Source organism: Bacillus sp. PK5-006 (assembly GCF_054161415.1).
This window is the reverse complement of record NZ_CP096414.1, coordinates 3,271,472-3,296,757: the sequence shown is the minus strand read 5'-3', so window position 1 is coordinate 3,296,757 and position 25,286 is coordinate 3,271,472. Positions and strand designations below refer to the sequence as shown.

Here is a 25,286-nt window from a genome sequence, read left to right as displayed (position 1 = left end):
TTGAATAGTTCCTATTATCAACTCTTTTCTTTAAATTATCAAGGTTTTTCTTCACTAGAAATACAAATGTGTTTACAGAGAGGACGATATTGTATGAGTATATGAAAAAAGAGCCGGCCATATGCCGAGCTCTTTTTCTTATGAAGAAGACGAGGAGGAAGATAGCTCCTGCTTCATCACTTTATTCTCACGTTTTTTTTCCTTTAAGAAAAAGGAGAGGACGAGTCCAATGACGGCAATCAGACCAGAAATGAAAAATGACGTATTCATTCCATGAACGGCCGATTTTAATGGATTGGCCAATTCTGCATTTGCAGCAGAGCTGCTCATGATAGAGACAAGCACAGCCGTTCCAATGGAACCGCCTATTTGTCTCATCGTGTTATTCATCGCTGTCCCATGAGGGATCAAATGAGGCGGTAAAGAGTTAATACCTGCGGTTGTCAGCGGCATCATGATCATCCCAACCCCGATTAACCGAAGCGTGTAGGCGACCGTAATGAGGGCGATTGATGAATCAAGGGTGAGCAGCATAAATGGCAGGGTGGTAACGGTGAGTATCGTAAATCCGCCTAATGCCAGCCCTTTTCCGCCGACTTTATCAAAAATCCGTCCAATAATCGGTGACAGGAGTCCCATGAAGAGAGCACCTGGCAATAAGATAAGCCCTGTATCAAGTGCAGACAGCCCTCTGACATTCTGCGTATAAAGCGGCAGAATCGTCTCTGTCCCAATTAATAAAGCAAAGACAAGCATCCCGAGGAAGGTTGTCAAGCTAAAGATCGCAAATTTAAATACGCCAAACTCCAGCATCGGTCTTGTTAAGTTCGACTGGCGCAGGATAAAGAAGAACAAGCTCACGGCGCCGACAATCAGCGAAATGAGAACAGTCGCACTCGTCCATCCATACGTGCCGACACTAGAAAATCCGTAAAGCAGCCCGCCGAAACCGAACGACGACAAGATGACAGATAAAACATCAATACGTGTTTCTCTTTGCTGCGTCACATTTTTCATTAAGAAGAAAGCAAGAATGAGATCAATGATACCGATTGGCAGAACAATATAGAACAAGAACTTCCAGCTGAAGGAATCAACAATCCAGCCGCCAAGTGTTGGCCCAAGCGCAGGTGCGAACGAGATGACAAGTCCGACCATGCCCATTGCCTGCCCGCGTTTTTCTTTCGGGAAAATGGTTAAAAAGATCGTTTGCATCAGCGGCATTAAAATCCCTGCGCCTGCTGCCTGTACGATACGCGCTGCAAGTAACACCGGGAAATTCGTTGCAAATGAAGCAAGAATTGTACCGGCTGTAAAGATGCTAAGTGCCGTTAAAACTAAAGAACGGCTTGAAAATTTCTCAATGAGGAAAGCCGTAATGGGGATGAGAATCCCGTTTGTCAGCATAAAGGCTGTTGTAAGCCACTGTCCTTTGCTGACCTCAATATTGAAATCTTCCATGATATGCGGGATCGCTGGAATGAGAAGCGTTTGGTTTAAAATCGCAACGAATGCCCCAACGAGGAAAATCCCAACAATCACAGATCGATTATACGATGTAGTTGATTGGTTCATGTTATCCCTTCTTTATCTATAAAATGATGTTTTTCAGCTGTGACACGTTTTGTGATAAAACGCTGTTTTTGCCTAAATAATCGAGCAGTGAGCTGACTAAAAAGGTTCTCGGTTCATCCTTTGATAATTCTTGATTGAGCAGCTCATAAGCAGAGAGGAGATCGTCTTTTTCTTCTCCGTTTGACAGTGCGTGAAGCTCTTGTTTGATCTTCGTTAAGTACGAGATGACAAGTTTTTCTTCATCATATCCGTCCTGTGAGGAAAACAAATAAGAGTCCATGAGCTGATCTGTTAACACAGGCTCAATTGAGCAAGGCTTTTTCGATACACGGTCCATCACACCGATAATCATCTCAGCAGCATTTTCTAATTTGATGTTCTTGTGCTCAATCGCCAGCATTAAGATGAATTCTCTCATTAATCCATTGAGAACAATCACGAGATCCCAGACATAAGGAGCGACAGATTCACCATAGGTGCTCAAAATAATGTCTTTGTGCCGCTGCATGATAATGGAGCGTGTCTCGCGTAAGTGTTTAATGACAATAGGCGAATGCTGAGAAAAAGCTTCAAAGGACAGCATGTTCAAAAATTTATGATTCTCTTTAAACTCTTCAAGCTCAAGCTTGATCTTCTTTGTGAATTTTTCCTTTTTGGACAGCGTCGTTTCTGAATGAATGATGCGGGAAATCTCTCTCATTTTGCGCTGATTGTATTTAATCAGTTCTAGTAGAAGAGCTTCCTTTGAATCAAACAGTTTATAAATAGACGCTTTTGATATTTTACAGGCATCGGCAATTGACTGCATGGAGACACTCATATAGCCTTTTTGAGAAAATAATTTCTTTGAAACCCGCAAAATCTCTTCTTGCTTTTCGTTCATCTTCATAAGTCCTTTCCGAATCGGCAAAACCATATGGTCACAATGGAAACCGAGTGGTCACTTTTGCTATGATAACAAAACCAATGACCCATGACAAGAAAATGAACTTAAAAAAATACCCGTCTGCATGACAGGTATTTTATCCTTCCGCATGTGCGGTATATATTTTTGTTTTGCCGTGAAGTTCGACGACCAACATGTCTTCTCTCTCCTTCACAGAGTAAATAGCGGTCCCTTTTTGCAGCCTAGAAGCTGTACCATGTTCAAAATTTTTGGCGGCTGTTTTCTGAATGACACCTACTTGCTGATGTTTTGTGACGTGTAAGGATGTCGTCCAATCTACATTTGTTTCATAGACCGTTCCTTCCCATTGAAATAAATCTGCCTGCTGATCGATAGCTAATAACTCTTCCGCACTAGGTGGTTTTGACTGAGAATATTGGACGGACTGGCAGGCGCAGAGGAAGATCGCGAGAATCATCATCAATAAACTAATCCATATATTATGTTTCAAAACGGGTTCCTTCCCTTCAGACAGTCTCATGAATAATGGACGTTTGTGAAGTCATATCGTTACTTGACTAGTCAGCTCCAGGTGAATGAGATTGTATGTTGGCACAAAATACGATACATTTATTGTATGACGAATCCAAACCATCCAAACAAAGAAGATATGAGATTGATTTCTGTGCTGCACGCATTGGCTGATCCAATCCGGTTAGAAATTGTCCGCTGCTTAGCGGAAGCGGGGGAGAGGACATGCGGCACGTATGAGATGAATATTGCCAAATCCACGCTTTCCCATCACTTCAAAGTGCTGAGGGAGGCAGGCGTCGTGAAAGTGAGAATTGACGGGAAGCACCGTTACTATTCTTTAAGAAAAGAAGACATCGAGACCGCTTTTCCTGGACTCATGTCATCGATTCTAGCTATAGATAAAGAACGGTGGTAAGCCAGCTGTCTGTGAAGAGCAGCTGGCTGTTTTATTTCCCGAAAATGGCGTCATACAGCCGTTTTACTGCCGGCTGAATATCCTCTCGCCTCATATGTGAGAAGCCGAGGACGAGCGGGACAAAGCCAGGCTGATGTCCTGGCAATTGCTCATCAAGGGTAAAACGATCCATTCCGTACATTTTCAGCTTTCTTTCTTTCGCTCGCTGTAAAATCTCATGCTGCGTTCGATTTGAGCGGAACTCTGCGATAAAATGAAGCCCGGCATTTTCTCCAATAATCCGCACATTGTCAGTAAAAACCGTATTGAGCTCTTCAATGAGCTGCTTCCGTTTTTCCTCATATAAACCATTCATTCTTTTAATATGCCGTTGATACGCCCCATCTTTTATAAAATGAAGAAGGGTGTATTGTGTAAAAAGGTTAGCTGTTTGAATGAAAAAATGCTGTTCCTCCTTATAGCGTCTCAATAAATGCTGAGGCAGCACCATATAGCTTAGCCGCAAGCCGGGCAGCAATGATTTTGAAAAGGTGCCCATATAAATAACTTTGTCATATCGGTCAAGACTTTGCAGCGCCGGAATGCTGTCTGTGCCATATTTAAATTCACTGTCATAATCATCCTCAATGATATAACGGTCTGGCTGATCAGCTGCCCAGTTTAAAAGTTGAATACGCCGGGAAATCGGCATAATCACCCCTGTTGGAAATTGATGTGAAGGGGTAATGATCAACACATTTGGCTGTTTCTTATGAATGTCGCTCATCCGCACACCTTTTTGGTCAATGCCAATCGTTTCAATTTGGTGATGATTGTTTTTCAGCATTTGAAAGAGCCGGCGGTAGCCAGGGTTTTCTAACCCGTATATTTGATCGGCCGGAAGAATGCTTGATAACGAATGGATCAGTGACTGTGTGCCTGCACTTAAAATGAGCTGTTCCGGATAGCATTTGACCCCTCGTGCAAGTCCGATCAATCGGGCAATCGTTTCCCGCAGTTCATACACACCTTGTGGATGCGGAAGCTCACCGAAGGCTTCTTGGTGGAGATGGATCGCCTTTTGTTCACTTTTCAGCCAGCTTTTAAATGGAAAGTTCGCTGTATCGACGGAGATATGTGAAAAAGAATACCAGTCGTCTCGTGCAATCGGTTCTTCCTTTAAATCTACAGGAAGAGAAGAGGGTTTCAGCTGACCAGATTCATGAAATGTTTCTAGTGATTCCACGAAAAAACCTTTGCGTTCAACCGAATATAAATATCCCTCAGCAAGCAGCTGCTGATAGGCGCCATTCACTGAATTAACGCTGACGTTTAATGTATCGGCTAACTCTCGTTTAGATGGTAATTGATCATGCGGCTGTAGGTTGCGATTTAAGATTTCTTCTTTGATTTTCATATAAATTTGATGATAAATATATCCGTTTTGTCCTGTTTGATCTAATTGAATTGTCAGCATCTCACTATTCCATCCTCTCTGGTACCATGAAAAAAATGATATTGGTACTTTCTATCATACCAAAAAATATTCAGAATAATAAAAAAGGATATAAAGGGGATGGATGACAATGAGTCAAACGACAACAAACCGTTTTTCAACCGAAGAATGGCAGGGGAAAAGAGATCAATACGTCGCAAGAGGCGTGAGTAATGGCAACCGTCATCTTGCAGCGAAGGGGAAAGGAGCCGAGCTGTTCGATATTGATGGGAAACGATTTATCGATTTTGCAGGCGCCATTGGCACATTAAACGTAGGACATTCACATCCAAAGGTTGTGGAAGCAGTCAAAGCACAGGCAGATAGCCTGATTCACCCAGGATTCAACGTGATGATGTACGAATCGTATATCGAATTGGCAGAGAAGCTGTGCCATCTCACACCAGGGGATCATGATAAGAAAGCCATTTTTCTTAATTCAGGTGCAGAAGCTGTTGAAAATGCGGTGAAAATTGCACGTAAATATACGAAAAGACAGGCCGTTGTGTCGTTTACAAGAGGTTTTCACGGCAGAACGAATATGACGATGAGCATGACAAGCAAGGTCAAGCCATATAAATTCGGGTTCGGACCATTTGCGTCAGAGGTGTATCAAGCACCGTACCCGTACTACTATCAGAAGCCAGAAGGATTAAGCGATGCAGCCTACGATGAGTACATCATTGATCAATTCAATCAATTCTTCGTCGCTGCCGTTGCACCAGAAACCGTTGCGTGTGTGGTCATGGAGCCAGTCCAAGGGGAGGGCGGATTCATTGTGCCATCGAAGCGTTTTGTTCAGCATGTTGCTTCCTTCTGTCAGCAGCACGGGATTGTTTTGGTTGCAGATGAAATCCAAACAGGCTTTGCAAGAACAGGGAAATATTTTGCGATTGAGCACTTTGATGTGGTGCCGGACTTAATCACCGTATCAAAATCTCTTGCTGCGGGGCTGCCGCTAAGCGGTGTCGTCGGCAGAAAAGAACTGCTTGATGCGGCAGATCCAGGGGAGCTTGGGGGAACATATGCAGGAAGTCCGTTAGGCTGTGTAGCTGCACTGGCTGTCCTTGATATCATTGAAACAGAACAACTGAATCAACGATCTGAACATATTGGGCAAGTCATTGAGGACAAAGCAAATGAATGGAGACAGGCGTATCCATTCATTGGGGAAGTCCGCCGGTTAGGGGCAATGGCGGCAATTGAAATTGTGGAAGATCAAACAACGCGTACACCGGATAAGAAAACAGCCGCAGCGATTGCAGCATATGCAAATGAGCACGGGCTGCTTCTTTTAACGGCAGGGATTAATGGGAATATCATTCGCTTCTTAACACCACTTGTCATCACAGATGAGCTGCTTCACGAAGGACTAGGGATTATCGAGGATGCCTTCAAAGCACGCTAAACAACAAAGGGGGATGGTTGTATGCAAAAACAACAAATGGCAAAAACGATGTCGCAGTCTGACGTGCTGTTTTTGTCCATTGGTGCAATGCTTGGCTGGGGCTGGGTTGTACTTTCGGGAGATTGGATTTTAACAGCTGGATTTTTAGGCAGTGTGATTGCTTTCGTTATAGGAGGTATTCTCGTCATCTTTATCGGACTTACGTATGCTGAGCTTTCGTCTGCGATTCCAGAGACAGGCGGAGGGCTCGTTTTTGTCCAGCGGGCATTTGGGATGAAAGCAGCGTTCGTCTCAGCATGGGGCGTATTATTTGGTTATGTGTCTGTGATTACGTTTGAAGCAGTCGCCTTGCCGACCGTCATTGATTATGTGATTCCAACACAGCATGCTGGCTTTTTATGGAATATAGGAGGATGGGACGTTTATTTCACATGGGTATTGATTGGATCTGGCGGGGCATTGTTTTTAACAGCGCTGAATTACATTGGAGCGAAGCCTGCTGCCATTTTTCAGTCCGTGTTCACAGTGGCGATTATTCTGACAGGTTTTCTCCTTTTAGGCGGCGCAACATTTAATGGAGATTTTGCAAACCTTGAGCCGATGTTTCAAGGCGGGGTTGGGGGGCTTATGGCGGTGTTAGTCATGATTCCCTTTTTATTCGTTGGGTTTGATGTCATTCCGCAAGTAGCGGCGGAGATTAACGCACCAAAAAAAATCATTGGGAGAATCTTGATTATCTCCATCGTGAGCGCAGTCGTTTTTTATCTGCTTATTGTCTTTGGGGTAGCTGCTGGGCTGTCAAAAGGACAGCTCGAAGCTTCTTCATTAGCAACAGCAGATGCGATGGTACAGCTTCTCGGTCATCAAGCGTTTGGAACAGTGCTGGTTATTGGCGGTGTAGCAGGAATTGTGACGAGCTGGAATGCTTTTATTATTGGTGCAAGCCGTATTCTATATGCTATGGCGGAAAGAGGTATGATTTCCAAATGGTTTGCGTATATTCATCCAAAGTATAAAACACCGACAAATGCCATTTTATTTCTTGGAGCTTTAGCTTTTTTCGCTCCATTATTAGGGCGTCCTGCCCTCGTATGGATTGTCAATGCAGGCGGTGTCGGAATCATCGTCGGGTACTTAATCGTGTCCATTGCCTTTATGAGACTTCGCAAAACAGAACCTGAGCTGGAGCGTCCATACAGCATTAAATATTGGCGGACGACAGGTGTTTTAGCCATCGGACTGAGTCTTCTTTTCCTTTCATTTTACTTTCCAGGAATGCCGGCTTCCTTATCGTGGCCAGCTGAATGGATATTGCTTTTAGGTTGGGTACTCATTGGGTATATACTATATGTAATGAATCCAAGAACGAAGGAGACGGTAGAGCATGACAAACGAACTCAAAGTATATAATCCTGCAACAGGAGAAGAAATTGCTTCAGTTGCTCAGCATACAAAAGAACAGATCGAAGACGCAATTTCTCGTTCACACAAAGCATTCAAATCATGGGCAAAAACGTCAGCGCATGAACGTGCCAATATCATTCGTAAGTGGTTTGATCTGATGATTGAGCATAAAGAAAGGCTTGCGAAAATCATCACAGAAGAAAACGGAAAGCCGTATCAAGAAGCATTAGGAGAAATCGTCTATGCGGCTGGTTATATTGAATGGTACGCAGAAGAAGCAAAGCGAATCTACGGCAGAACCATCCCGTCACATACGACAAGCAAACGCCTTTTCGTCACAAAACAGCCAGTTGGTCCTGTTGCTGCCATTACTCCGTGGAATTTCCCTGCGGCGATGATTACGAGAAAGGCAGCTCCTGCGCTTGCAGCAGGCTGTACGTTTATTGTAAAACCTGCTGAAGACACACCGCTGACAGCCATTGAACTAGTAAAATTAGGACATGAAGCTGGCATTCCAAAGGATGCACTGCAATGGGTTGTGGGAGACGGCAAAGAAGTGGGTGAAATCTTCACAGATAGTCCATTGATTCGAAAAATCACGTTTACAGGCTCAACGCCCGTCGGAAAGCATTTGATCAAAAACAGTGCCAGCACAGTCAAACACGTATCAATGGAGCTTGGCGGTCATGCTCCGCTCATCGTAGACAAGGATGCGAATCTTGAACTAGCTGTCAAACAGGCAGTGGCATCTAAGTTCCGGAATGCAGGACAAACCTGTGTCTGTGCCAACCGCTTAATTGTGCATGAAGACATTCATGAAGCATTTGCGCAAAGCTTCAGCAAAGAAGTAGAAAAGCTGAAAGTAGGCAATGGCTTTGAAGAAGGCACATCTATTGGTCCAATTATCAACAAGCGCGGCTTTGATAAAATTGTCGGTCAAATTCAAGATGCTGTGGATAAAGGGGCGAAAGTTCTTGTCGGCGGCGATACGCATTTCGACGATGACAAATCATATTATTTTGTCCAGCCAACGGTTCTTACACATGTGGATCCTTCGATGAACATCATGCATGAAGAGACCTTTGGTCCAGTGGCACCAATTACGACATTCAAAACGTTAGACGAGGCAATTGAATTAGCCAACGATACACCTTTTGGCCTTGCAGCTTATTTCTTTACAGAAAATTATCGGAACGGGCTCTACATTTCAGAACATCTCGATTATGGGATTATTGGCTGGAATGATGGCGGTCCATCGGCTGTTCAAGCACCTTTTGGCGGTATGAAAGAGAGCGGAATTGGCCGAGAAGGCGGCATCGAAGGGATCGAACCTTATTTAGAAACAAAATATGTATCCATTGGTTTAGACGAATAAACGTGAAAAAGACTGTCAGAGGAATCTCGGCAGTCTTTTTTATGTTAAACAGCCGGCGGGAAAAGCTGATCCACCGTTTCTTTCGTTTCTTTCAAAATTTCATGTATGTAATCTGCAGATGCCTGCTCCATGCTGCTGAACAAAAGCCGTTCGACAGGCTGAACGCCAATAAAATTGAAGACTTCAGTATCGGTTGTCATGTGATGTGAGGAGCTGAAGACCTTATTGGAATCAAGAAAAGTCCTCGGTGCATCGTGGGTGTTGATAATGACACCTTTTTTGTGCCGAAGCAGATTTTCAATCTCTCCATCCTCACTGATCTGATAAGCAAAACCTTCAGAAAACACGCGCTCTACATATCCTTTTAGCATGGCCGGCAAGCCTGTCCACCATATTGGAAAAATAAACGTCAGCACATCCGCTTGCTGAATCAGCGTCTGCTCTCTTTGAATAGCGATTGGGACATCACCGCATTTGATGGCAGCCTTTTCTGCAAAGGTGAGCTCTGGCGAAAAACCTAGGGCATAGACATCACGAACAGTCACTTTATGACCATTGTTCAATAGAGTGCTCACAACAAGATCTAATAAGGTTTGATTTAAGCTTTGCTGGGGATGAGCAAATATGATTACATGGTTCATCTCATAGCCTCCTATGTGGTCATCTGTCTCATTATGTCATGCGACTTTATCCTATTCAATCCTATATTGGTAATAACAAGTTGGGAAAATGGAAAATAATTGATTTCTAATAAAAGTAAACAGTCTGTGGTGCAAGAAAAAGCGATCGTTTCCGAGAAAACGATCGCTCATACAGCTTTTATTTTTTTCTAAAAGCAAGTCCAAGTGCAATCAGTGCCACGACTAGAGCAGCAATGGACAGACCAAGGACAAGTGGTGAGGAAGAAGCAGAGACTGTTTCAGAGGCCTTTTCTTCTTTTGGTTTTTCCTGACCATGTGAATCCGTTACGGTATTAGATGCCACAATGTTTGTGATGGAATGAGGTTTATCAGCATCTTTATCGCCAGTCCATTCAACGACTGTTCCATCCTTATAATATTGATACGCATCCCAAGCAGCTTCACCTGCTTTTTCAGGGTTTTTCGCTACAAAAACGAATTGCTGGAATTGTCCAGCAAGCACACCTTTACCTGTTGCTTCCCAAGTCACTCTTGTCACCTTGCCATCTTTCTCTTCAGTTGATGTTTTCCAGCCAGGTACTGGCTCATATTGCTGGAATTCTACGCCTTTAGGAATTGTCACGACAACCTTAGTTGTTGGACTGTCACTTTCAGAAGGAACTTTTAATGTATAGGTCTCCCAAGCATTTGTCGCAGACGTATCAGGTTTGACTGTTACGTGTGCACTCACAGGAATCGCCAATAAAAATGAAGCGAGAAGCATTGGTAATAAAGCTTTAACGTATTTTTTCATATGTGATGAACTCCTTTTAGTTTCTTCTAATAAATGTGGTATCGATATTCTTAAAAGAACCAGTTAACGCATGGATTTCAATTTTCCATGTGCCTTTTTCATTTAATAAGAGATTTTCAGCAGAGAAATGACCATTTTTTAATCGTTTCAGCTGAAATTCACTCGGTGTCTCATCACCGAATAAAGCCACCTTATGGATCTTGGCTGTTACAGATTGAATATCAGTGATCGTTTCGCCATTCTTCTTTGTAAATGCCACTTCGAATGAGTTTTTCCCCGGGGCATTCGGGGTAATGCTCAAGGACACAATATCACGATGCTCGACCTGATTTGCACCAAAGAAAGGCTCAGGTGCAGGTGGAGGAGGGCTCGGAATATTGGTAAAGACAGCTGTTAATAACAAAATGACGATCCCGATCATCCATTCGGCTCGTAAGGAAATGTTGCGTTTCTGCTTCTTTTTCCATCTCAGCATCAAGTAATGCATAAGCCCAAGAAGGCCCATGATGATAAATAAACCAAGCTTGATTAAAAAGGTGCGTCCGTATGCTGATTGGAAAAGAGCGTCAAACGATTGCAAAATAAAGATGGCATTCACAAATCCTGAAAACACAATGAGTCCAACAGAGAGCAGTGCCCAAGGATGAAATGCTGCTAGCGTACTCCGAATGAGCGGCTGATCTTCATTTGGCAGTTTCTTCATCAATAGAAGGACAATGGCTGTTAAACCACCGACCCAAATCGAAGCAGAGACGAGATGGATGAAATCAAGTGATGTTGTGAGTATTTTATTGTCTGTTGCGGCTGGATGTCCGATTTGTGCCTTCAGCCAAAGGAGCACTGTGAAGAGGAGCAGTGGAAACAGCCAAACCCGAAAAGAAGAGAAGTCCCCTTTTCTCACCGCCACAATCGTCCAGATGGTGAGAAGAACAAATGACGCCATAAGCATCATCCACAGACTACCGCCAGAAGTGGACGCAATCGTTTCTTGTAAAAGCGAAGGCTGAAATGCCCCCCAAAAGGACACATCTGCCGCTGATTTTGTCTGAATCGGCAGTTGGAACACAAGTGCTCCGCCCATCATCATCAATGACACAGTCAAAAGCCGCTTCATTCGTTTCGCCAATACAGGTGAAATCGCAGTCTTAAACCAAAGCAGTCCAAACAAAATGGTCCCAAGGAATAAGCTGAATGACGTATAAAGAAAGGCTTTATCAATAGTTGAGGCCACATCAATGGATTCATTCGTTTGACCTTGCTCTAATTGGTCAAAACCGCCATCCGCTTTTCCAATACTAAACGGAATCATGCCAGAAACAGAGTGTCCGTCCGCTGATACCGCATTCCACTGAATGGTGTAAATTCCTTTTGGTAAATTCTTTTTTAAAGCCGCTTCCATGATCTTTTGATCTTTAATGACCGTATCTCCTTTATCCACACGATCACCTTTTGCATTTAGCACCTTAATGGCATGAAATCCGCTTTCAATCCCTTCACTAAATGTGATCGAGACTGAAGGAGGCTGCTGATCCAGCTCTTCATTTGCCGCCGGGTTTGAGCTCACGACGTATGCGTGAGCAAATGCTTCCTTTGGAATGAAAAAAGTGAACATGACCATAAGAAGCAGAAGCCACTTACTATTTTTAAACAAGGTGAATAACCGCCTTTCTACCTATGAAAATGTCTCATGTATCAGAAAGAAAGCGGCAGTAAACTGTGAGTCACAGAAAAAACCGCTCTTCCTATTGTACCGCCCTCTCTAAAAGGTAAACGAAACAAACAGCAAGATGGTTCACTTTTTCTGTGTCATGTCTGCGCAGACATTTCTTAATTGAATAGGTTTGATCAATTATAAGCCTATTCGATTTAAGAAGAGGAAACAAGAAGAGACCATTTGAAAGTTGTGAAATTCCCATGAATTTTGCTTCAAAACAACGGCAGATCAACCTTTTCTCCCCTTTTGTATTGGGATCTGAAGGTGATGTCACATCATTTTTCAATTTTGTCACACACTATGTGACAAAGTGACATTTAGTTTCAATTGAAGAGAAAGTGAAAGCGTTTTACGATAGGCATAAGGGCTTCACTGAATCTTGTTCTTATATCTTTTGACCTATAAAGCCCTAAATAAAGGGAGAGAAGAAAGGAGTTTTCATAGATGCAGGAAAAAAGCGGATTTCGCGTAAAAGTACAGCGCTTCGGAAGCTATTTAAGCGGTATGATCATGCCGAATATTGGAGCGTTTATCGCTTGGGGACTCATCACCGCATTGTTCATTCCAAGTGGTTATTTTCCAAATGAACAATTAAATACACTTGTTGGACCAATGATCAACTACTTGCTGCCGCTCTTAATCGGTTACACAGGCGGGAAGCTCGTATATGACCATCGAGGCGGGGTACTCGGTGCAACCGCTACGATTGGGGTTATTGTCGGTTCGGACATCCCAATGTTTCTAGGCGCAATGATCATGGGGCCGCTTGGCGGTTATCTCATTAAGAAAATCGACCAGCTGTTCAAAGACCGAATCAGATCAGGCTTTGAAATGCTGATTAATAACTTTAGTGCAGGTATTCTAGGTGCCATTTTAGTCGCCATTGCTTTCTACGCCATCGGTCCAGTGGTACTAGGCCTGAATAAAGCCCTTGCGGCAGGTGTAGATATCATTGTCAATGCACATTTACTTCCGCTGGCAAGTATCTTCATTGAACCAGCGAAAGTATTGTTCTTAAACAATGCCATTAACCAAGGGATTTTAGGTCCATTAGGAGTAGAGCAAGCGGCGAAGACAGGCCAGTCCGTTCTGTTCTTGCTTGAAACAAACCCAGGGCCAGGTCTCGGTGTTCTTCTAGCTTACATGTTCTTTGGAAGAGGGACGGCAAAGCAGTCTGCACCGGGTGCGATTGTCATTCAATTTTTAGGGGGAATCCATGAGATTTACTTCCCATACATCTTAATGAAGCCAAAGCTCATTTTGGCTGTTATTGCTGGGGGAGCAAGCGGCGTTCTGACCTTTACACTGTTAAATGCAGGCTTAAAGGCTGTGCCGTCACCAGGAAGTATCATCGCTCTTATGCTCATGTCACCAAAAGGCGGCCACCTTGCAGTTCTAGCAGGTGTTGTCGTGGCAGCGGTCGTATCGTTCCTTGTCGCTTCTGTCATTTTAAAAGCGTCAAAAGCAGTGGACGAAGACTTAACAGCAGCAACAGAAAAAATGCAAGACATGAAAGGCAAGAAAAGTGCAGCAGCAGCTGCTCTTACAGCACAAAAAGAAGGTGCTGAAGCAAGCGAGCAAGCAGCATCTCCAGATGAAATCAATCCAGATAACGTGAACAAAATCATCTTTGCCTGTGATGCAGGAATGGGCTCAAGTGCGATGGGCGCATCCGTCTTAAAGAATAAAGTCAAAAAGGCAGAGCTTGATATTGATGTAACAAATACATCCATCAGCAACATCCCAGATGATGCCGATGTGGTCTTTACTCATAAAGATTTAACAGATAGAGCCAAGGCAAAACTGCCAGGAGCTGTCCATATCTCAGTTGATAATTTCTTAAACAGCCCGAAATACGATGAGCTGATTGAGAAATTGAAAAAATAACATGACGAAACGGGTTGAGTCCAATTTTTCCTAATTGAACTCCCCGTTTTGGTTGTTTTCTGATTTTCTATTCTAAAAAAGGTGTGTGATCTTTCATGAAACAAGTACTTTCAAAAGACAATATTTTTCTAAACGAACAAGCGGGCTCTAAAGAAGAAGCCATTAAAAAAGCAGGCGAAGTCTTAGTGGCAAACGGTTATGTCACAAGTGATTATGTGGACAAAATGTTTGAAAGAGAAAACATTTCTTCTACATTTATGGGCAACGGAATTGCCATTCCTCATGGAACAGAGGATGCGAAAGCGGCTGTCCTTCATTCAGGAATTTCCATTATCCAAATTCCAGATGGCGTTGAATATGGCGAGGGGAATATTGCTAAAGTTGTATTTGGTATCGCTGGTAAAAACAATGAACATCTCGATATTCTTTCCCAAATTGCGATTGTCTGTTCAGAGGAAGAAAACGTAGAGCGTATCATTCATGCAAAGGATCAGGATGAACTGATTGCCATCTTTAACGAGGTGAACTAACATGAAGGCACTTCATTTTGGAGCGGGAAATATTGGCAGAGGGTTTATCGGATCTTTGTTAAAAGCATCAGGCTTTGAGCTCGTTTTTACCGATGTAAATGAAGCGGTCATCAACGAGCTGAATGAAAAAGGATATTACACGGTTGAACTCGCAGCACCAGGGCAGCAGCAAGAAGTAGTTGGTCCTGTGTCAGCCATCAATTCCGCAAAAGATCCAGCTGCATTAACTGAGGCGGTAGCAACAGCTGACCTCATTACAACAGCTGTTGGACCAGCTGTTTTGAACATCATTGCTTCATCGATTGCTGAAGGTTTAAAACAGAAAAAATCTGATCATATCATCAACATTGTGGCATGTGAAAATATGATTGGCGGCAGCTCTCATTTAAAGGAAGCTGTTTTCTCTCATTTAACAGCTGATGAACAAGAAGCGCTGTCACACACAGTTGGTTTTCCAAACGCTGCGGTTGACCGCATTGTCCCGATTCAGCACCATGAGGACATTTTGAAAGTATCAGTCGAGCCATTTTTCGAGTGGGTCATTGATGAGACAGGCTTTATTGGAGACGTTCCTCAGATCGATGGAGCGACCTTTGTACAAGATTTGACGCCTTATATTGAGCGTAAGCTCTTTACTGTCAACACAGGACATGCACTAGCTGCTTATGTCGGGTACGAAAAAGGCGTGCAAACGATTAAAGAAGCTGTCGATACACAAGAGATTCGTCAAGTGGTCGAAGGTGCACTTCACGAAACGGGCAGTTATTTAATCGACACATATGGTTTTCAAAAAGAAGAACATGATGCGTATATCCAAAAAATCATCAAACGATTTGAAAATGCCTTTATCTCTGATGAAGTCACGCGCGTCGCACGTTCCCCGCTTAGAAAGCTTGGAGCAAATGACCGTTTAATCGGTCCAGCGAAAAAAATCAGACAGCCACAGTATTTAATTAAAGGCATTGTGGCAGCTTTGGCTTACGACTTTACTGAAGACGAAGAAGCTGTTCGTCTTCAGGCATTACGAAAAGAAAAAGGCATTGAAAGTGTGCTGGAAGAGGTATGTGGACTCTCGCCAGCAGACGATCTTTATCAAGCCATTCTTAAAGAAGCAGCTCATTAATCAGAAAATCCCTTTCCAACGTGCGAAAGGGATTTTTTCTATGACTTTTTTAATACTTTTCCCTGCTTGACGATATATAAAGTAAGGGGGAATTTGTACATGAAAAAGAAAGCGTTTGCGTCAAGAAGTGTCTTTTTTCAATTAATGTCTGCCATTATCGTGATCACGATTTTAACGGGCGGACTAGTTGGAACAACGGGATATTTGTTAGCGAAACATGTATTAATTGATGCAGGGAAAGCAGATTTAAAGCACATCGTCAGCGGAGCAATGGCCACACTTGAACAGTTGAATGACCGTGTGGAGAAAAAAGAACTGACGCTTGAGCAGGCGCAAGAACAAGCCCGGCTTTACTTGAGCGGACCCAAAAATGACAACGGGAAGGGATACCAATCTCAAAAATCAGATTTTATCTATAAAAATAAAGGCTATCTGATCGCATATGGCACTGACTATTCAACCCAGGTCCATCCGGTCAACGACATCGGCGTCATTCCAGATAACACGACCAATCGTCAAAAAATGGTCGCTGGTGCCAATGCAAAAGGCGAGGATGCACACTATGTGACCTATATGGATAAGGACGATGCAACCGGCGAAGAAAAAGAAAAGCTCGCCTATATGAGCCAGTTTACACCGTGGAATTGGAGTGTAGGTATCGCTGTCTTCCAGGACGAATTTTATAAAGAATTAGAGCAGATGAAGCTCTATATTATTCTCATTACAGCAGGTGTCGCCCTTCTGAGTCTAGGCGTCTTTTATTTAGCTGCTCGAGGAAAAGTCAGACTGCTGAAGCAAGTCACTGCTGCTTCAAAGGAAATTGCAGCGGGGAATATTGAACGCACGAACTTAAAGGAAACAACGGATGAAATCGGCCAGCTGGCAAAAGGCTTTAACCATATGTCAGGAGAGCTCAGAACACTGGTGAGCGGTTTACAGGAAACGAGCAGTCAGCTTGTTGAATCAGCGACAGATTTATCGGCGATATCTGAAGAAACCTCAGCCAGCAGTGAAGAAATTGGACGAGCCATTGGAGACATTTCGACTGGAACACTTCATCAAGCATCCGATCTTGAAGTAGCCAATCAACAAATGACCCAGTTTAATCAATCTATTGAGAATGTCAAAGAACAGAGTGATCACATTAAACGGATTTCCGACCAATCAAGTCAATCATCACAGCAGGGCCAGCAAATCGTACAGCAATTAAAACAATCGAATGAACAATCGATTCAGGCGTCTCAAGGCATTAGAGCAGGAATCGAGCAGTTAAGTACAAAAGTACAGGATATCTCTCAAATCACAGATACGATTGAAAGCATTTCAAATGAGACGAATTTACTGGCGCTGAATGCAAGTATTGAGGCAGCACGTGCAGGAGAGCATGGCAAAGGCTTCTCAGTTGTAGCGAGTGAAGTGCGGAATTTAGCAGAGCAGACAAAACAATCAGCCGTTCAAATTCAGCAAATGATCCAAGGCATTAAAGAAGAAACGACAACAACAGCTGGTATCATGTCTAACACAATGGATCGTTTTGCCGAGCTGGATGAAGCGGTGCATGCAACAGAACATGAATTCAATGCCATCTCTACATTGATTTCACAAACCATCGTTGAAACAAACGCGATGGCAAAAGAGCTGAATACACTGCTGGAGCAAAACGACCTCATCACAAAAGCCATGCACGGCGCAGCACATGTTTCTCAAGAAAATGCTGCGGCGATCGAAGAAATCACTGCATCCACAGACGAACAAGTGACAGCCATCTCAAATGTGGCAAAAGCAGCAGAAAGGCTCAATGAACTAAGCATGCGATTGAATCAGGACATTGCGCGTTATCGTCTTTAAATCATTTTGAAGATGTATCACTTGTCAAGTATGATGAAGTTAATCAAAACCTTGCTCACGCAAACAAAAGGAGTGTTCCGGTCATGAAAAAGAAGATATTGATGTTCTTACCTTGTGGCTATGGATACTCATTTTGGTTTTATTTTTCATTAATAAAAAAAGCTATCCATAATGGGACTGACCCCCGTTTTTGAGACAGGGATCAAAACACCTTTATACAGCCAATTGCCGATAGTTGATCGGTGATTGGTTGTTTAGTTTTGTTTGAATACGAATGTTGTTATAATAATAAATGTATTCTTTGACAGTGCGTTCTACGATGGTGGTCGTAGTTCGATCAATGCTGTTAAGATAGAACGTTTCAGACTTTAGCGAGGAATGAAACGATTCGATGGAGGCATTATCAGCGGGCGTCCCTTTACGGGACATGCTCATGGTAATGCCTTTTATATGAACAGCTTTCTGATACTCGTAAGATGTATACACAGAACCTTGGTCGCTATGTAACACACAGTTTTCAGGCAGTGCTGGGAGCTGATCAAGTGTGTTTAAAATAAAGTCTGTGTCCTGCTTATCACCAATCGTAAACGCAATCACTTCTCCATTATATAAATCCAATATACTGGAAAGGTACAATTGTTTCTGTCCATAAGGCAAATACGTGATGTCCGTTACTAGTTTTTCAAGAGGACGATCAGACTGAAAGTTCCGATCCAGTATATTACCGGCCACGGCATAGGGCTGCCCATTCTTCTTACGCTTTTTCATTTTAACCCGGCACTGCCACTGGTTTTTCTGCATGATACGTTGAACAGTTTTATGGTTAATACGCATTCTCACTTTTAGTAAGGCTGTGATTTTTCGGTATCCATATCGATACTTGTGCTCTCGGCACAACGTGCCGATTTGCTTCTCTAGTTGTTTTTTAGAATGATTCTGAGTCAGATCTTTTTTCCATCTATAGTACGAAGCGCGAGAGATGCTTAAATGGACACAAATGTCCTGTACTGTCATCATTTTGCACAATTCTTCTACTAGTTTGATTGACGTTTCCTTATCAACTTCCTTTCCAATTCGTTGTACTTTTTTAAAACTTCATTCTGTTGACTCAGATAGCGATTTTCTGCCTGCAGTCTCTCTAATTCGGAAGAGTACTCGGGACCCTTTCCATAGGTATATTGTTTTCCAACAGGCTGTTCGAACCGGTGTGTATCCCCAGCCTTATGCCACCTCACCCATGTCTGAACCTGCGTTTTATTTTTGATATTCAATTCCTGCATGATCTCTTTCATAGATACGCCTGCCAATCTCATGTCTACAGCCTTCTGCTTGACTTCAACCGGATAACTCACTCTTGTCCCCATAGAAAAAACACCTCCATGTTTTATTTCGGATTACAACGATCCGTTTTCAAACTTGAAGGTGTTTTTTATTTGTCTCATCTTATGGGGTCAGTCCCTAATAAAGGATAGCTTTTTTTAAGGATACGAATATCAATCGCTTATGGAAATATATTTAAAAATTTCCCTTGACTTGGTGTTCACTCCAAGTAGTAATCTGTGTTTACTATCGGAAACACAGAAAGGAAGAATAAAATGAACGAACAAAATAAAGTGGTATTGATTACAGGAGCCAACTCTGGGATTGGATTGGAACTGACGAAAAAGATTCTATCTCAAGGATGGGAAGTAATTGCTGTAATTCGTTCTGACTTTCCAAATGATCAACCAATAATTATTGATGCTCTTAAAAAGAAGCTATTAAGAGTATATAAAGCTGATTTAGCCGAATTCTCCAGCCTTAGAAACGTACTTAGCCAGATTAAGAAAAGCGAGACCAAAATTGACTTGATTTTTAACAATGCAGGAGTCAGTTTTGCTGAATACAAATATTCCAAACAAGGGCGTGAAATTCATTTTGAAGTTAATACATTAGTGCCTTATATCGTTACAATGGAACTTAAAGAACTGTTACTACATGGGCAGGAGAAAACGATCATTAATACGTCTTCCAATTCTTTATTATTTTTGAAGCGATTTGACTTAAATACAGTAATCGATCCTAAGACAATTCCATTTAAAAAGATTATAGGTCCATATGCGAACAGTAAATTAGCCCTTACCCTGTGGACGAATGGAATTGCTCCGAAGCTATTGACCGAGGGAATAAAAATTCGCAGTGTCTGCCCAGGACCAAACAGGACGAAGTTGACCAAAGGAAAAAGAATGCCCAGTTATATTCTTCCCATAAGGAACCTTATTTTTTCTCCTCCAAGCAAAGGGGCATCTCGCTTATATGAAGCTGCTTTCAATTTCAACAACGAAATTACCGGGATTTTTGTAAACAAGGGCAAAGAAACTGCAATCAAATTCTCTGGTTATGAGGCACAAGTACTTAATCAACTGATTGATATTTACCAAAACGAGTTTCTCGTTTAGATTTTAATTAATCTATCTGTAAACAAAATTAGTAGGTGATGATGTGAATGCTTATTCTATCAAGCAAGCTTCCAAGAAAACCGGATTAACTGAAGATGCGATCCGCTATTATGAAAAAATCGGATTGCTTCCTTATGCAAAAAGAAAACGAAATGGACATCGAATATACGATGAAGAAGACATAGAGCTAATGGAACTGATTATTTGTCTGAAAAAAACAGGAATGTCATTAAATGAAATGAAAAATATTTTACAATATCCTGTAAAATATAAACTTAGTTCTGTTCCCGAATTAAAAAGAACCCTTTTAGAATATAAAGAAAAAGTGATGAATCAAATACACGATCTTCAACGTATTGTGGAGTTTATTGATTCTAAGCTAGAAAACGATGAGACCCTTTTTCGGCCTCAAAAAAATAAAGGTAACAAAAACGGTTAGTGTATGATTGGTATTTTAACTGTAGTTTAGGTATGAAGCTACCCTTATGGGCTATTACTTAATATTTTGTTTAAATCAATAAGATGCTTCAATATAAGAGTATTTTAGTGCAAATTAGCACTTAAATGAAATGAAAAATAGCTCCTAAAGTGATAGACTGGGACCATCTATATCCTCAGTGGGATACGATCTTCAAAACAGCTTACCCATCAATGACGGTTGCTTATGTATCAGCTTTAGGATGGCCTGAGCTGAAAATTGAAATTGAACTATGGTGTGCGGATATATGATTCAAAAAAAGAACAGTGGAAACTGTTCTTTTTTACTTGAGCCGCTTTGTGATCCATCCAGCAAGGAACGTAAAGACGGTATAGACAATCACCCAAATGAGAAAGGATTCATTCCCGTCAATATAAGTGAACATGAAGATCATGCTCGCTAACAGCACAATCAAAGTAGGCATCCATACATTCTTCAAAAAGAGCGTGCCAAAAATGCCAATCAGCACAGAGAGAATAGGAAAGCCAAATACAATGAATAGAATAAAAACAGCCATAAGACTAACTCCTTTTAACAAGTGTTTACATCAAAACATAAAAGACCGACGCAGCCATGTGTGGAAGTGCAAAAATCATCACAAGAAAAGCCGTATCAAGGCGCCACATGCGGTGTTCTTTTGTTTCAGAATGATAGGCTGCTCGTGTCTCTTCTCCACTTGTCCAAGCACCCATTAGCACCCCAGACATCACGACCCCAATAATTGAGATGCCGCCACTGACAAACCCAATCCATTCAAGGTGCTGCAACAGGATAGCGGCGCTGCAAATCACAATCATTGAGCAAACACCGGCGAAAAAAGCATGTTTTTTTCTCATTCTGGTTCACTCCCTTCAAAGACAATTAGGAGACCGCATCACATATTTCAATGAAATGACCATCAGGATCAGACACATAAGCGACTGTTTGACCCCATGGTTTTTTTGCAGGTTCTTTGATGATCGGTACCCCTTTTTCTTTCATTGATGCAATCGTTTGCTCCACATCATCCACAACAAAGCCAATTTCAAACGTTTGAGATGTTTGATTTGTTTCAGGGACAGGCAATCCGAGTGCTTCTTTGACATCCTGGCGTGAATTAATCGATAACGTCACGTCTCCAGTGTCAAACTCAACATAGGATTCAACCCTCAATTTTATTGGGAAACCAAGTACATGCTGATAGAAATGAATACTCGCCTCCACAGCGTTTACATATAAAATGGTATATTTCATTTTCATGTGAAAAACTCCTCTCTTCATATACGTGTCAAAAACGGAAAGGTTTCCCACTCATTGTACCATATAGGATATAAGGTGTATTTCATGCCAAAAAAACCAAAATATTTAGCTCAATAGTCTTGAAAAACAAAAAGTGGTGACATATGATAAAAATGTAAAATTAGAAAAAATAGGGGGATTTTACATGTTGAAAAAAATCATGGTGGCTGTCCTGTCTTTAGGTCTTTTGCTAAGCTTTACACAAGTCGACACCCACACAGCAGATGCAAAAACGGTCAAGTCTTACAAAAACTGCAAAGCGCTGAACAAAGTGTATAAAGGCGGCGTAGCAAAAAGCAAAAACACGAAAAACAAAGGTGGAAAAACAAAGTACAAGCCTTATGTATCTAAAGCACTTTATCAAAAAAATAAGCACCTTGACCGCGATAAAGACGGCATTGCGTGTGAACGCTAAGCACATGTGAAAAAGACCTGCAACAAGGTCTTTTTTCTATGGGATCAAACTCGTCCCTTTGTGCCTTCTTCCTCTTTATATTAAAATAAAGATAGTTTCAAAAATCGATACAAAGTGGGGTACTCAATTTGTCAACACAAGCTCATAAGAAAGACATCCGATTGATTGCCATTGATATGGATGGCACGCTGTTAAACAGTGAGCACATCATTCCAGAGGAAAATAAACAAGCCATTAAAGAGGCTGAAGCAAAAGGGGTCCATGTGGTCATTAGCACAGGGCGGACACTGATGACATGCCGAGAGCTGGTTGAGCCGCTCAAGTTATCGTCTTACCTCGTGACAGCAAACGGAAGTGAAATCTGGGATTCAAACTTCCAGCTGATCGAACGGGATCTGCTGCATCCTGATCACGTCCAAATGATGTGGGATTTAAAAAATAGGTACGAAACCGATTACTGGGCTTCGACTGTGGATAAGGTGTGGAGAGGTGAATTCCCTGAACGAATTCATGACCATGAATGGCTGAAATTTGGCTTTGATATTCATGATGATGACGTTCGTGAGGAAGTCCTCAATACATTGAAAACAAATAAGCACCTAGAGATCACAAACTCAAGTCCAACGAATATTGAAGTGAATGCAGCCGGCATTAACAAAGCGGCAGCTCTTGCAAAAGTAGCTGAACGCATTGGCTGTACGATGGATAACGTCATGTCACTTGGCGACAGCCTCAATGATATGGCCATGATTCAAGAAGCCGGATTAGGCATTGCGATGGGAAATGCCCAGGAAGTGGTGAAAGAGGCCGCTGATTGGATTACGGCTCCTAACACAGAACACGGCGTGGCAAAAGCCATCCAACATTGGGTGCTGTCTAAATAAGGTGCATTTCATTACAGAAAAAGTGAGAGGACTTTACCTCTCGCTTTTTTTGTTTTCTCCTAGTTCGATTGTTATATTTTCTGACAATTTCATGTGCAGTCTATCCAAAGTTGGTATAATCAATATAAATTCGAATATTCGGACTTTATATTCCGTATTTCGGAACAACAAGGAGGGATTCTATGTATCAAGTGGATATCAACTGTGATTTGGGAGAAAGCTTTGGTCAATACACAATCGGTGCAGACGAACAAATCTTAGAATATGTCACCTCAGCCAACATTGCTTGCGGTTTTCATGCAGGAGATCCAACGGTTATGAGAAAGACAGTCAGAATGGCATTGGATAAAGGGGTCAAAATTGGTGCACATCCTGGTTTGCAAGATTTGGCCGGCTTTGGCAGACGTCCAATGGCTATCTCCGCAGAGGAAGCCTATGATCTTGTCATCTATCAAATTGGCGCTCTATCAGCCTTTCTCAAGGCCGAGGGCGGTACGATGCAGCATGTCAAACCACACGGAGCTCTCTACAACATGGCGGCTAAAAATACTGAATTATCTGAATCGATTGCGCAGGCTGTGTATGATGTGGACCCAAACCTTGTGTTATTTGGTCTGTCAGGCAGTGAACTTGCGTTAGCAGGTGAACGAATAGGTTTGCAAGTGGCACATGAAGTGTTTTCTGATCGGACGTATCAAACAGACGGGACGCTGACATCGCGCCGCGAACCACATGCACTCATTGAAGAGGATGAGCGGGCCGTCCAGCAGGTTGTTCGTATGGTGAGAGAAGGCAGGGTTCGTACAGTTCAAGGAGAAGATATCGAGCTCAAAGCAGATACGGTCTGCATTCACGGAGACGGCAGCCATGCGCTTCAATTTGCGAAAACCATTACAGCGAAGCTAAAAGAAGCCGGTATTCATCTCAAGGCCTTTCAATAAAAATTGTCATCAAAGGGGGAAACAGCATGAAAACAGAGAAAGTCAAACACATGAAGGCTCCAAAGGGGAATCGGTCTATGCTGATGGGCGCTGCCTTTTTAATGGCGACGTCCGCGATCGGACCGGGATTTTTAACACAAACAACCGTCTTCACACAGCAGCTTGCGGCTAGCTTTGGGTTTGTCATTTTGATCTCCATTTTATTAGATATTTTTGCACAAACAAATGTATGGCGCATCATTGCCGTTTCAGAAAAACGAGGTCAGGATATAGCGAATATGGTGCTCCCGGGTCTCGGCTATGTGCTGGCCTTTTTGATTGTCATTGGAGGACTTGCCTTTAACATCGGAAATATCGCTGGAGCTGGTCTCGGTTTCCAGGTGATCTTCGGAGTCGATCCGCGAATCGGTGCAGGGATCAGTGCTGTCATTGCCATTTTGATCTTTGTGATTAAAGAAGCTGGGAAAGCAATGGACCGTTTCACACAAATAGCAGGTTTTGTCATGATTGGCCTGATGCTGTACGTGGCGGTTTCAACAGCACCGCCCGTTGGAGAAGCAGCGCTCAGAACATTTGTCCCAGAAGAAATTGATATTTTATCAATAGTGACACTTGTCGGGGGAACAGTTGGCGGCTATATCGTTTTTGCTGGTGGGCATCGTCTATTGGATGCTGGCATTAAAGGAAAGGATGCACTTCCTCAAGTGACAAAAAGCTCTGTTTTCGGCATTCTCATTACATCTGTGATGCGTGTCGCTTTATTTTTGGCCGTTCTAGGAGTGGTCTCAAAGGGCTTACAGATTGATCCAGCCAATCCGCCTGCTTCTGTATTCCAATTGGCGTCTGGAAATGTTGGATATAAAATGTTCGGCATCATTATGTGGGCTGCGGCGATTACATCAGTTATTGGCGCGGCTTACACGTCTGTTTCCTTCTTTAAAACCTTCTCGCCAAAAATTGAACAAAATCAGCGTGGGATTATCATCGGCTTTATTGCTCTCTCGACTATTTGTTTTATTACGATCGGACGACCTGTGAACATATTAGTTTTAGTGGGGGCGCTCAATGCATTGATTTTACCGATCGCACTTGGCACTTTACTTGTAGCGGCTTATAAGAAAGACATTGTCGGGGATTATCGACATCCATTCTTTTTGACAGTATCAGGCGCATTTGTCGTTGTCATCATGGCATTGATGGGCGGGTATACCATTATCAATGAAATTCCAAAACTATGGAGCTGAA

Annotated in this window: 25 protein-coding genes; 14 read left to right on the top strand and 11 right to left on the bottom strand. The window is 42.5% G+C overall.

Going from position 1 to position 25,286, the window contains the following annotated elements; all coding sequences use genetic code 11:
- Positions 1 to 138: 138 nt before the first annotated feature.
- The 3 genes from M1D84_RS16985 to M1D84_RS16975 all read right to left on the bottom strand — a co-directional run bounded on the left by M1D84_RS16985 (position 139) and on the right by M1D84_RS16975 (position 2,972).
- Positions 139 to 1,575 carry an MDR family MFS transporter gene (locus M1D84_RS16985; protein ID WP_024425533.1) on the bottom strand — a complete coding sequence of 479 codons (1,437 nt, stop codon included), beginning with the start codon at positions 1,573 to 1,575 and terminating at the stop codon, positions 139 to 141.
- Positions 1,576 to 1,591: 16 nt separating this feature from the next.
- On the bottom strand, positions 1,592 to 2,458 hold the full coding sequence (locus M1D84_RS16980; RefSeq protein ID WP_225315557.1) for a TetR/AcrR family transcriptional regulator: 867 nt from the start codon (positions 2,456 to 2,458) through the stop codon (positions 1,592 to 1,594).
- A gap of 139 nt (positions 2,459 to 2,597) precedes the next feature.
- Complete coding sequence (locus tag M1D84_RS16975) at positions 2,598 to 2,972, bottom strand: hypothetical protein (protein WP_122631475.1); 375 nt, start codon at positions 2,970 to 2,972, stop codon at positions 2,598 to 2,600.
- Positions 2,973 to 3,098: 126 nt separating this feature from the next.
- Between M1D84_RS16975 and M1D84_RS16970 the strand changes: the two genes are divergently transcribed.
- Positions 3,099 to 3,410, top strand: coding sequence for an ArsR/SmtB family transcription factor (locus tag M1D84_RS16970; protein ID WP_024425536.1), 312 nt, complete (start codon positions 3,099 to 3,101; stop codon positions 3,408 to 3,410).
- A 31-nt stretch (positions 3,411 to 3,441) separates the two neighbouring features.
- On the opposite strand, the gene gabR is transcribed toward M1D84_RS16970, so the two are convergent.
- Positions 3,442 to 4,866 (bottom strand): MocR-like transcriptional regulator GabR, encoded by a 1,425-nt coding sequence (gene gabR / locus M1D84_RS16965; RefSeq protein WP_270126039.1) that lies wholly within the window; start codon positions 4,864 to 4,866, stop codon positions 3,442 to 3,444.
- 109 nt (positions 4,867 to 4,975) lie between these two features.
- On the opposite strand from gabR, the gene gabT reads away from it, so the two are divergent.
- From gabT to M1D84_RS16950, 3 genes are read left to right on the top strand one after another with little or no spacing between them, the layout of a single operon-like run.
- Positions 4,976 to 6,292: a 4-aminobutyrate--2-oxoglutarate transaminase gene (gene gabT / locus M1D84_RS16960; RefSeq protein ID WP_073203811.1), complete on the top strand. Its 1,317-nt coding sequence runs from the start codon at positions 4,976 to 4,978 to the stop codon at positions 6,290 to 6,292.
- A 21-nt stretch (positions 6,293 to 6,313) separates the two neighbouring features.
- Positions 6,314 to 7,702: an APC family permease gene (locus M1D84_RS16955; RefSeq protein WP_073203814.1), complete on the top strand. Its 1,389-nt coding sequence runs from the start codon at positions 6,314 to 6,316 to the stop codon at positions 7,700 to 7,702.
- The gene (locus tag M1D84_RS16950; RefSeq protein WP_073203816.1) at positions 7,677 to 9,071 is read left to right on the top strand and encodes an NAD-dependent succinate-semialdehyde dehydrogenase; all 1,395 of its coding nucleotides are present in this window, start codon (positions 7,677 to 7,679) and stop codon (positions 9,069 to 9,071) included. The genes M1D84_RS16955 and M1D84_RS16950 overlap by 26 nt, the downstream gene beginning before the upstream one ends.
- A 44-nt stretch (positions 9,072 to 9,115) precedes the next feature.
- On the opposite strand, the gene M1D84_RS16945 is transcribed toward M1D84_RS16950, so the two are convergent.
- From M1D84_RS16945 to M1D84_RS16935, 3 genes are all read right to left on the bottom strand, one after another.
- Positions 9,116 to 9,712, bottom strand: a complete 597-nt coding sequence (locus M1D84_RS16945; protein ID WP_073203819.1) for an NAD(P)H-dependent oxidoreductase — start codon at positions 9,710 to 9,712, stop codon at positions 9,116 to 9,118.
- A 178-nt stretch (positions 9,713 to 9,890) separates the two neighbouring features.
- Complete coding sequence (locus M1D84_RS16940; protein WP_073203822.1) at positions 9,891 to 10,505, bottom strand: YcnI family copper-binding membrane protein; 615 nt, start codon at positions 10,503 to 10,505, stop codon at positions 9,891 to 9,893.
- 16 nt (positions 10,506 to 10,521) lie between these two features.
- Positions 10,522 to 12,156 carry a copper resistance CopC/CopD family protein gene (locus M1D84_RS16935; RefSeq protein WP_458106340.1) on the bottom strand — a complete coding sequence of 545 codons (1,635 nt, stop codon included), beginning with the start codon at positions 12,154 to 12,156 and terminating at the stop codon, positions 10,522 to 10,524.
- A gap of 507 nt (positions 12,157 to 12,663) precedes the next feature.
- Between M1D84_RS16935 and M1D84_RS16930 the strand changes: the two genes are divergently transcribed.
- From M1D84_RS16930 to M1D84_RS16915, 4 genes are all read left to right on the top strand, one after another.
- Entirely contained in the window at positions 12,664 to 14,106 is a 1,443-nt protein-coding gene (locus tag M1D84_RS16930) for a PTS mannitol transporter subunit IICB (RefSeq protein WP_024427324.1), read from the top strand.
- Between the two features lie 95 nt (positions 14,107 to 14,201).
- Positions 14,202 to 14,636, top strand: a complete 435-nt coding sequence (locus M1D84_RS16925) for a PTS sugar transporter subunit IIA (RefSeq protein WP_012008933.1) — start codon at positions 14,202 to 14,204, stop codon at positions 14,634 to 14,636.
- Between the two features lies 1 nt (position 14,637).
- The gene (locus M1D84_RS16920; RefSeq protein WP_458106339.1) at positions 14,638 to 15,759 is read left to right on the top strand and encodes a mannitol-1-phosphate 5-dehydrogenase; all 1,122 of its coding nucleotides are present in this window, start codon (positions 14,638 to 14,640) and stop codon (positions 15,757 to 15,759) included.
- Between the two features lie 99 nt (positions 15,760 to 15,858).
- A complete protein-coding gene (locus tag M1D84_RS16915; protein WP_103132447.1) occupies positions 15,859 to 17,607 on the top strand; it encodes a methyl-accepting chemotaxis protein in 1,749 nt (582 codons plus the stop codon).
- A gap of 213 nt (positions 17,608 to 17,820) precedes the next feature.
- Here the strand turns inward: M1D84_RS16915 and M1D84_RS16910 are convergent.
- A protein-coding gene (locus M1D84_RS16910) for an IS3 family transposase (RefSeq protein ID WP_206534229.1) occupies positions 17,821 to 18,971 on the bottom strand; the annotation gives its coding sequence in 2 pieces (ribosomal slippage) (positions 17,821 to 18,698 and positions 18,698 to 18,971; 1,152 coding nt in all).
- A 231-nt stretch (positions 18,972 to 19,202) separates the two neighbouring features.
- Here M1D84_RS16910 and M1D84_RS16905 point away from each other — a divergent pair.
- Together M1D84_RS16905 and M1D84_RS16900 are read left to right on the top strand one after the other, a co-directional pair.
- Positions 19,203 to 20,045 carry an SDR family NAD(P)-dependent oxidoreductase gene (locus tag M1D84_RS16905; protein ID WP_163114308.1) on the top strand — a complete coding sequence of 281 codons (843 nt, stop codon included), beginning with the start codon at positions 19,203 to 19,205 and terminating at the stop codon, positions 20,043 to 20,045.
- A 43-nt stretch (positions 20,046 to 20,088) separates the two neighbouring features.
- Positions 20,089 to 20,484 (top strand): MerR family transcriptional regulator, encoded by a 396-nt coding sequence (locus tag M1D84_RS16900; RefSeq protein ID WP_073203836.1) that lies wholly within the window; start codon positions 20,089 to 20,091, stop codon positions 20,482 to 20,484.
- 322 nt (positions 20,485 to 20,806) lie between these two features.
- On the opposite strand, the gene M1D84_RS16895 is transcribed toward M1D84_RS16900, so the two are convergent.
- From M1D84_RS16895 to M1D84_RS16885, 3 genes are read right to left on the bottom strand one after another with little or no spacing between them, the layout of a single operon-like run.
- Positions 20,807 to 21,040 (bottom strand): DUF2651 family protein, encoded by a 234-nt coding sequence (locus M1D84_RS16895; RefSeq protein WP_073203838.1) that lies wholly within the window; start codon positions 21,038 to 21,040, stop codon positions 20,807 to 20,809.
- A 25-nt stretch (positions 21,041 to 21,065) separates the two neighbouring features.
- Positions 21,066 to 21,359 (bottom strand): DUF5316 family protein, encoded by a 294-nt coding sequence (locus tag M1D84_RS16890; protein WP_073203842.1) that lies wholly within the window; start codon positions 21,357 to 21,359, stop codon positions 21,066 to 21,068.
- A gap of 25 nt (positions 21,360 to 21,384) precedes the next feature.
- Entirely contained in the window at positions 21,385 to 21,762 is a 378-nt protein-coding gene (locus M1D84_RS16885; protein WP_073203845.1) for a VOC family protein, read from the bottom strand.
- A gap of 184 nt (positions 21,763 to 21,946) precedes the next feature.
- Between M1D84_RS16885 and M1D84_RS16880 the strand changes: the two genes are divergently transcribed.
- The 4 genes from M1D84_RS16880 to M1D84_RS16865 all read left to right on the top strand — a co-directional run bounded on the left by M1D84_RS16880 (position 21,947) and on the right by M1D84_RS16865 (position 25,285).
- Entirely contained in the window at positions 21,947 to 22,216 is a 270-nt protein-coding gene (locus M1D84_RS16880) for an excalibur calcium-binding domain-containing protein (RefSeq protein ID WP_080652949.1), read from the top strand.
- Between the two features lie 176 nt (positions 22,217 to 22,392).
- Positions 22,393 to 23,100, top strand: coding sequence for a Cof-type HAD-IIB family hydrolase (locus tag M1D84_RS16875; protein ID WP_044335092.1), 708 nt, complete (start codon positions 22,393 to 22,395; stop codon positions 23,098 to 23,100).
- Between the two features lie 182 nt (positions 23,101 to 23,282).
- Entirely contained in the window at positions 23,283 to 24,041 is a 759-nt protein-coding gene (locus M1D84_RS16870) for a LamB/YcsF family protein (RefSeq protein WP_073203848.1), read from the top strand.
- Between the two features lie 26 nt (positions 24,042 to 24,067).
- Positions 24,068 to 25,285, top strand: coding sequence for an NRAMP family divalent metal transporter (locus tag M1D84_RS16865; RefSeq protein ID WP_332285566.1), 1,218 nt, complete (start codon positions 24,068 to 24,070; stop codon positions 25,283 to 25,285).
- The last annotated feature ends 1 nt before the right edge of the window (position 25,286 follow it).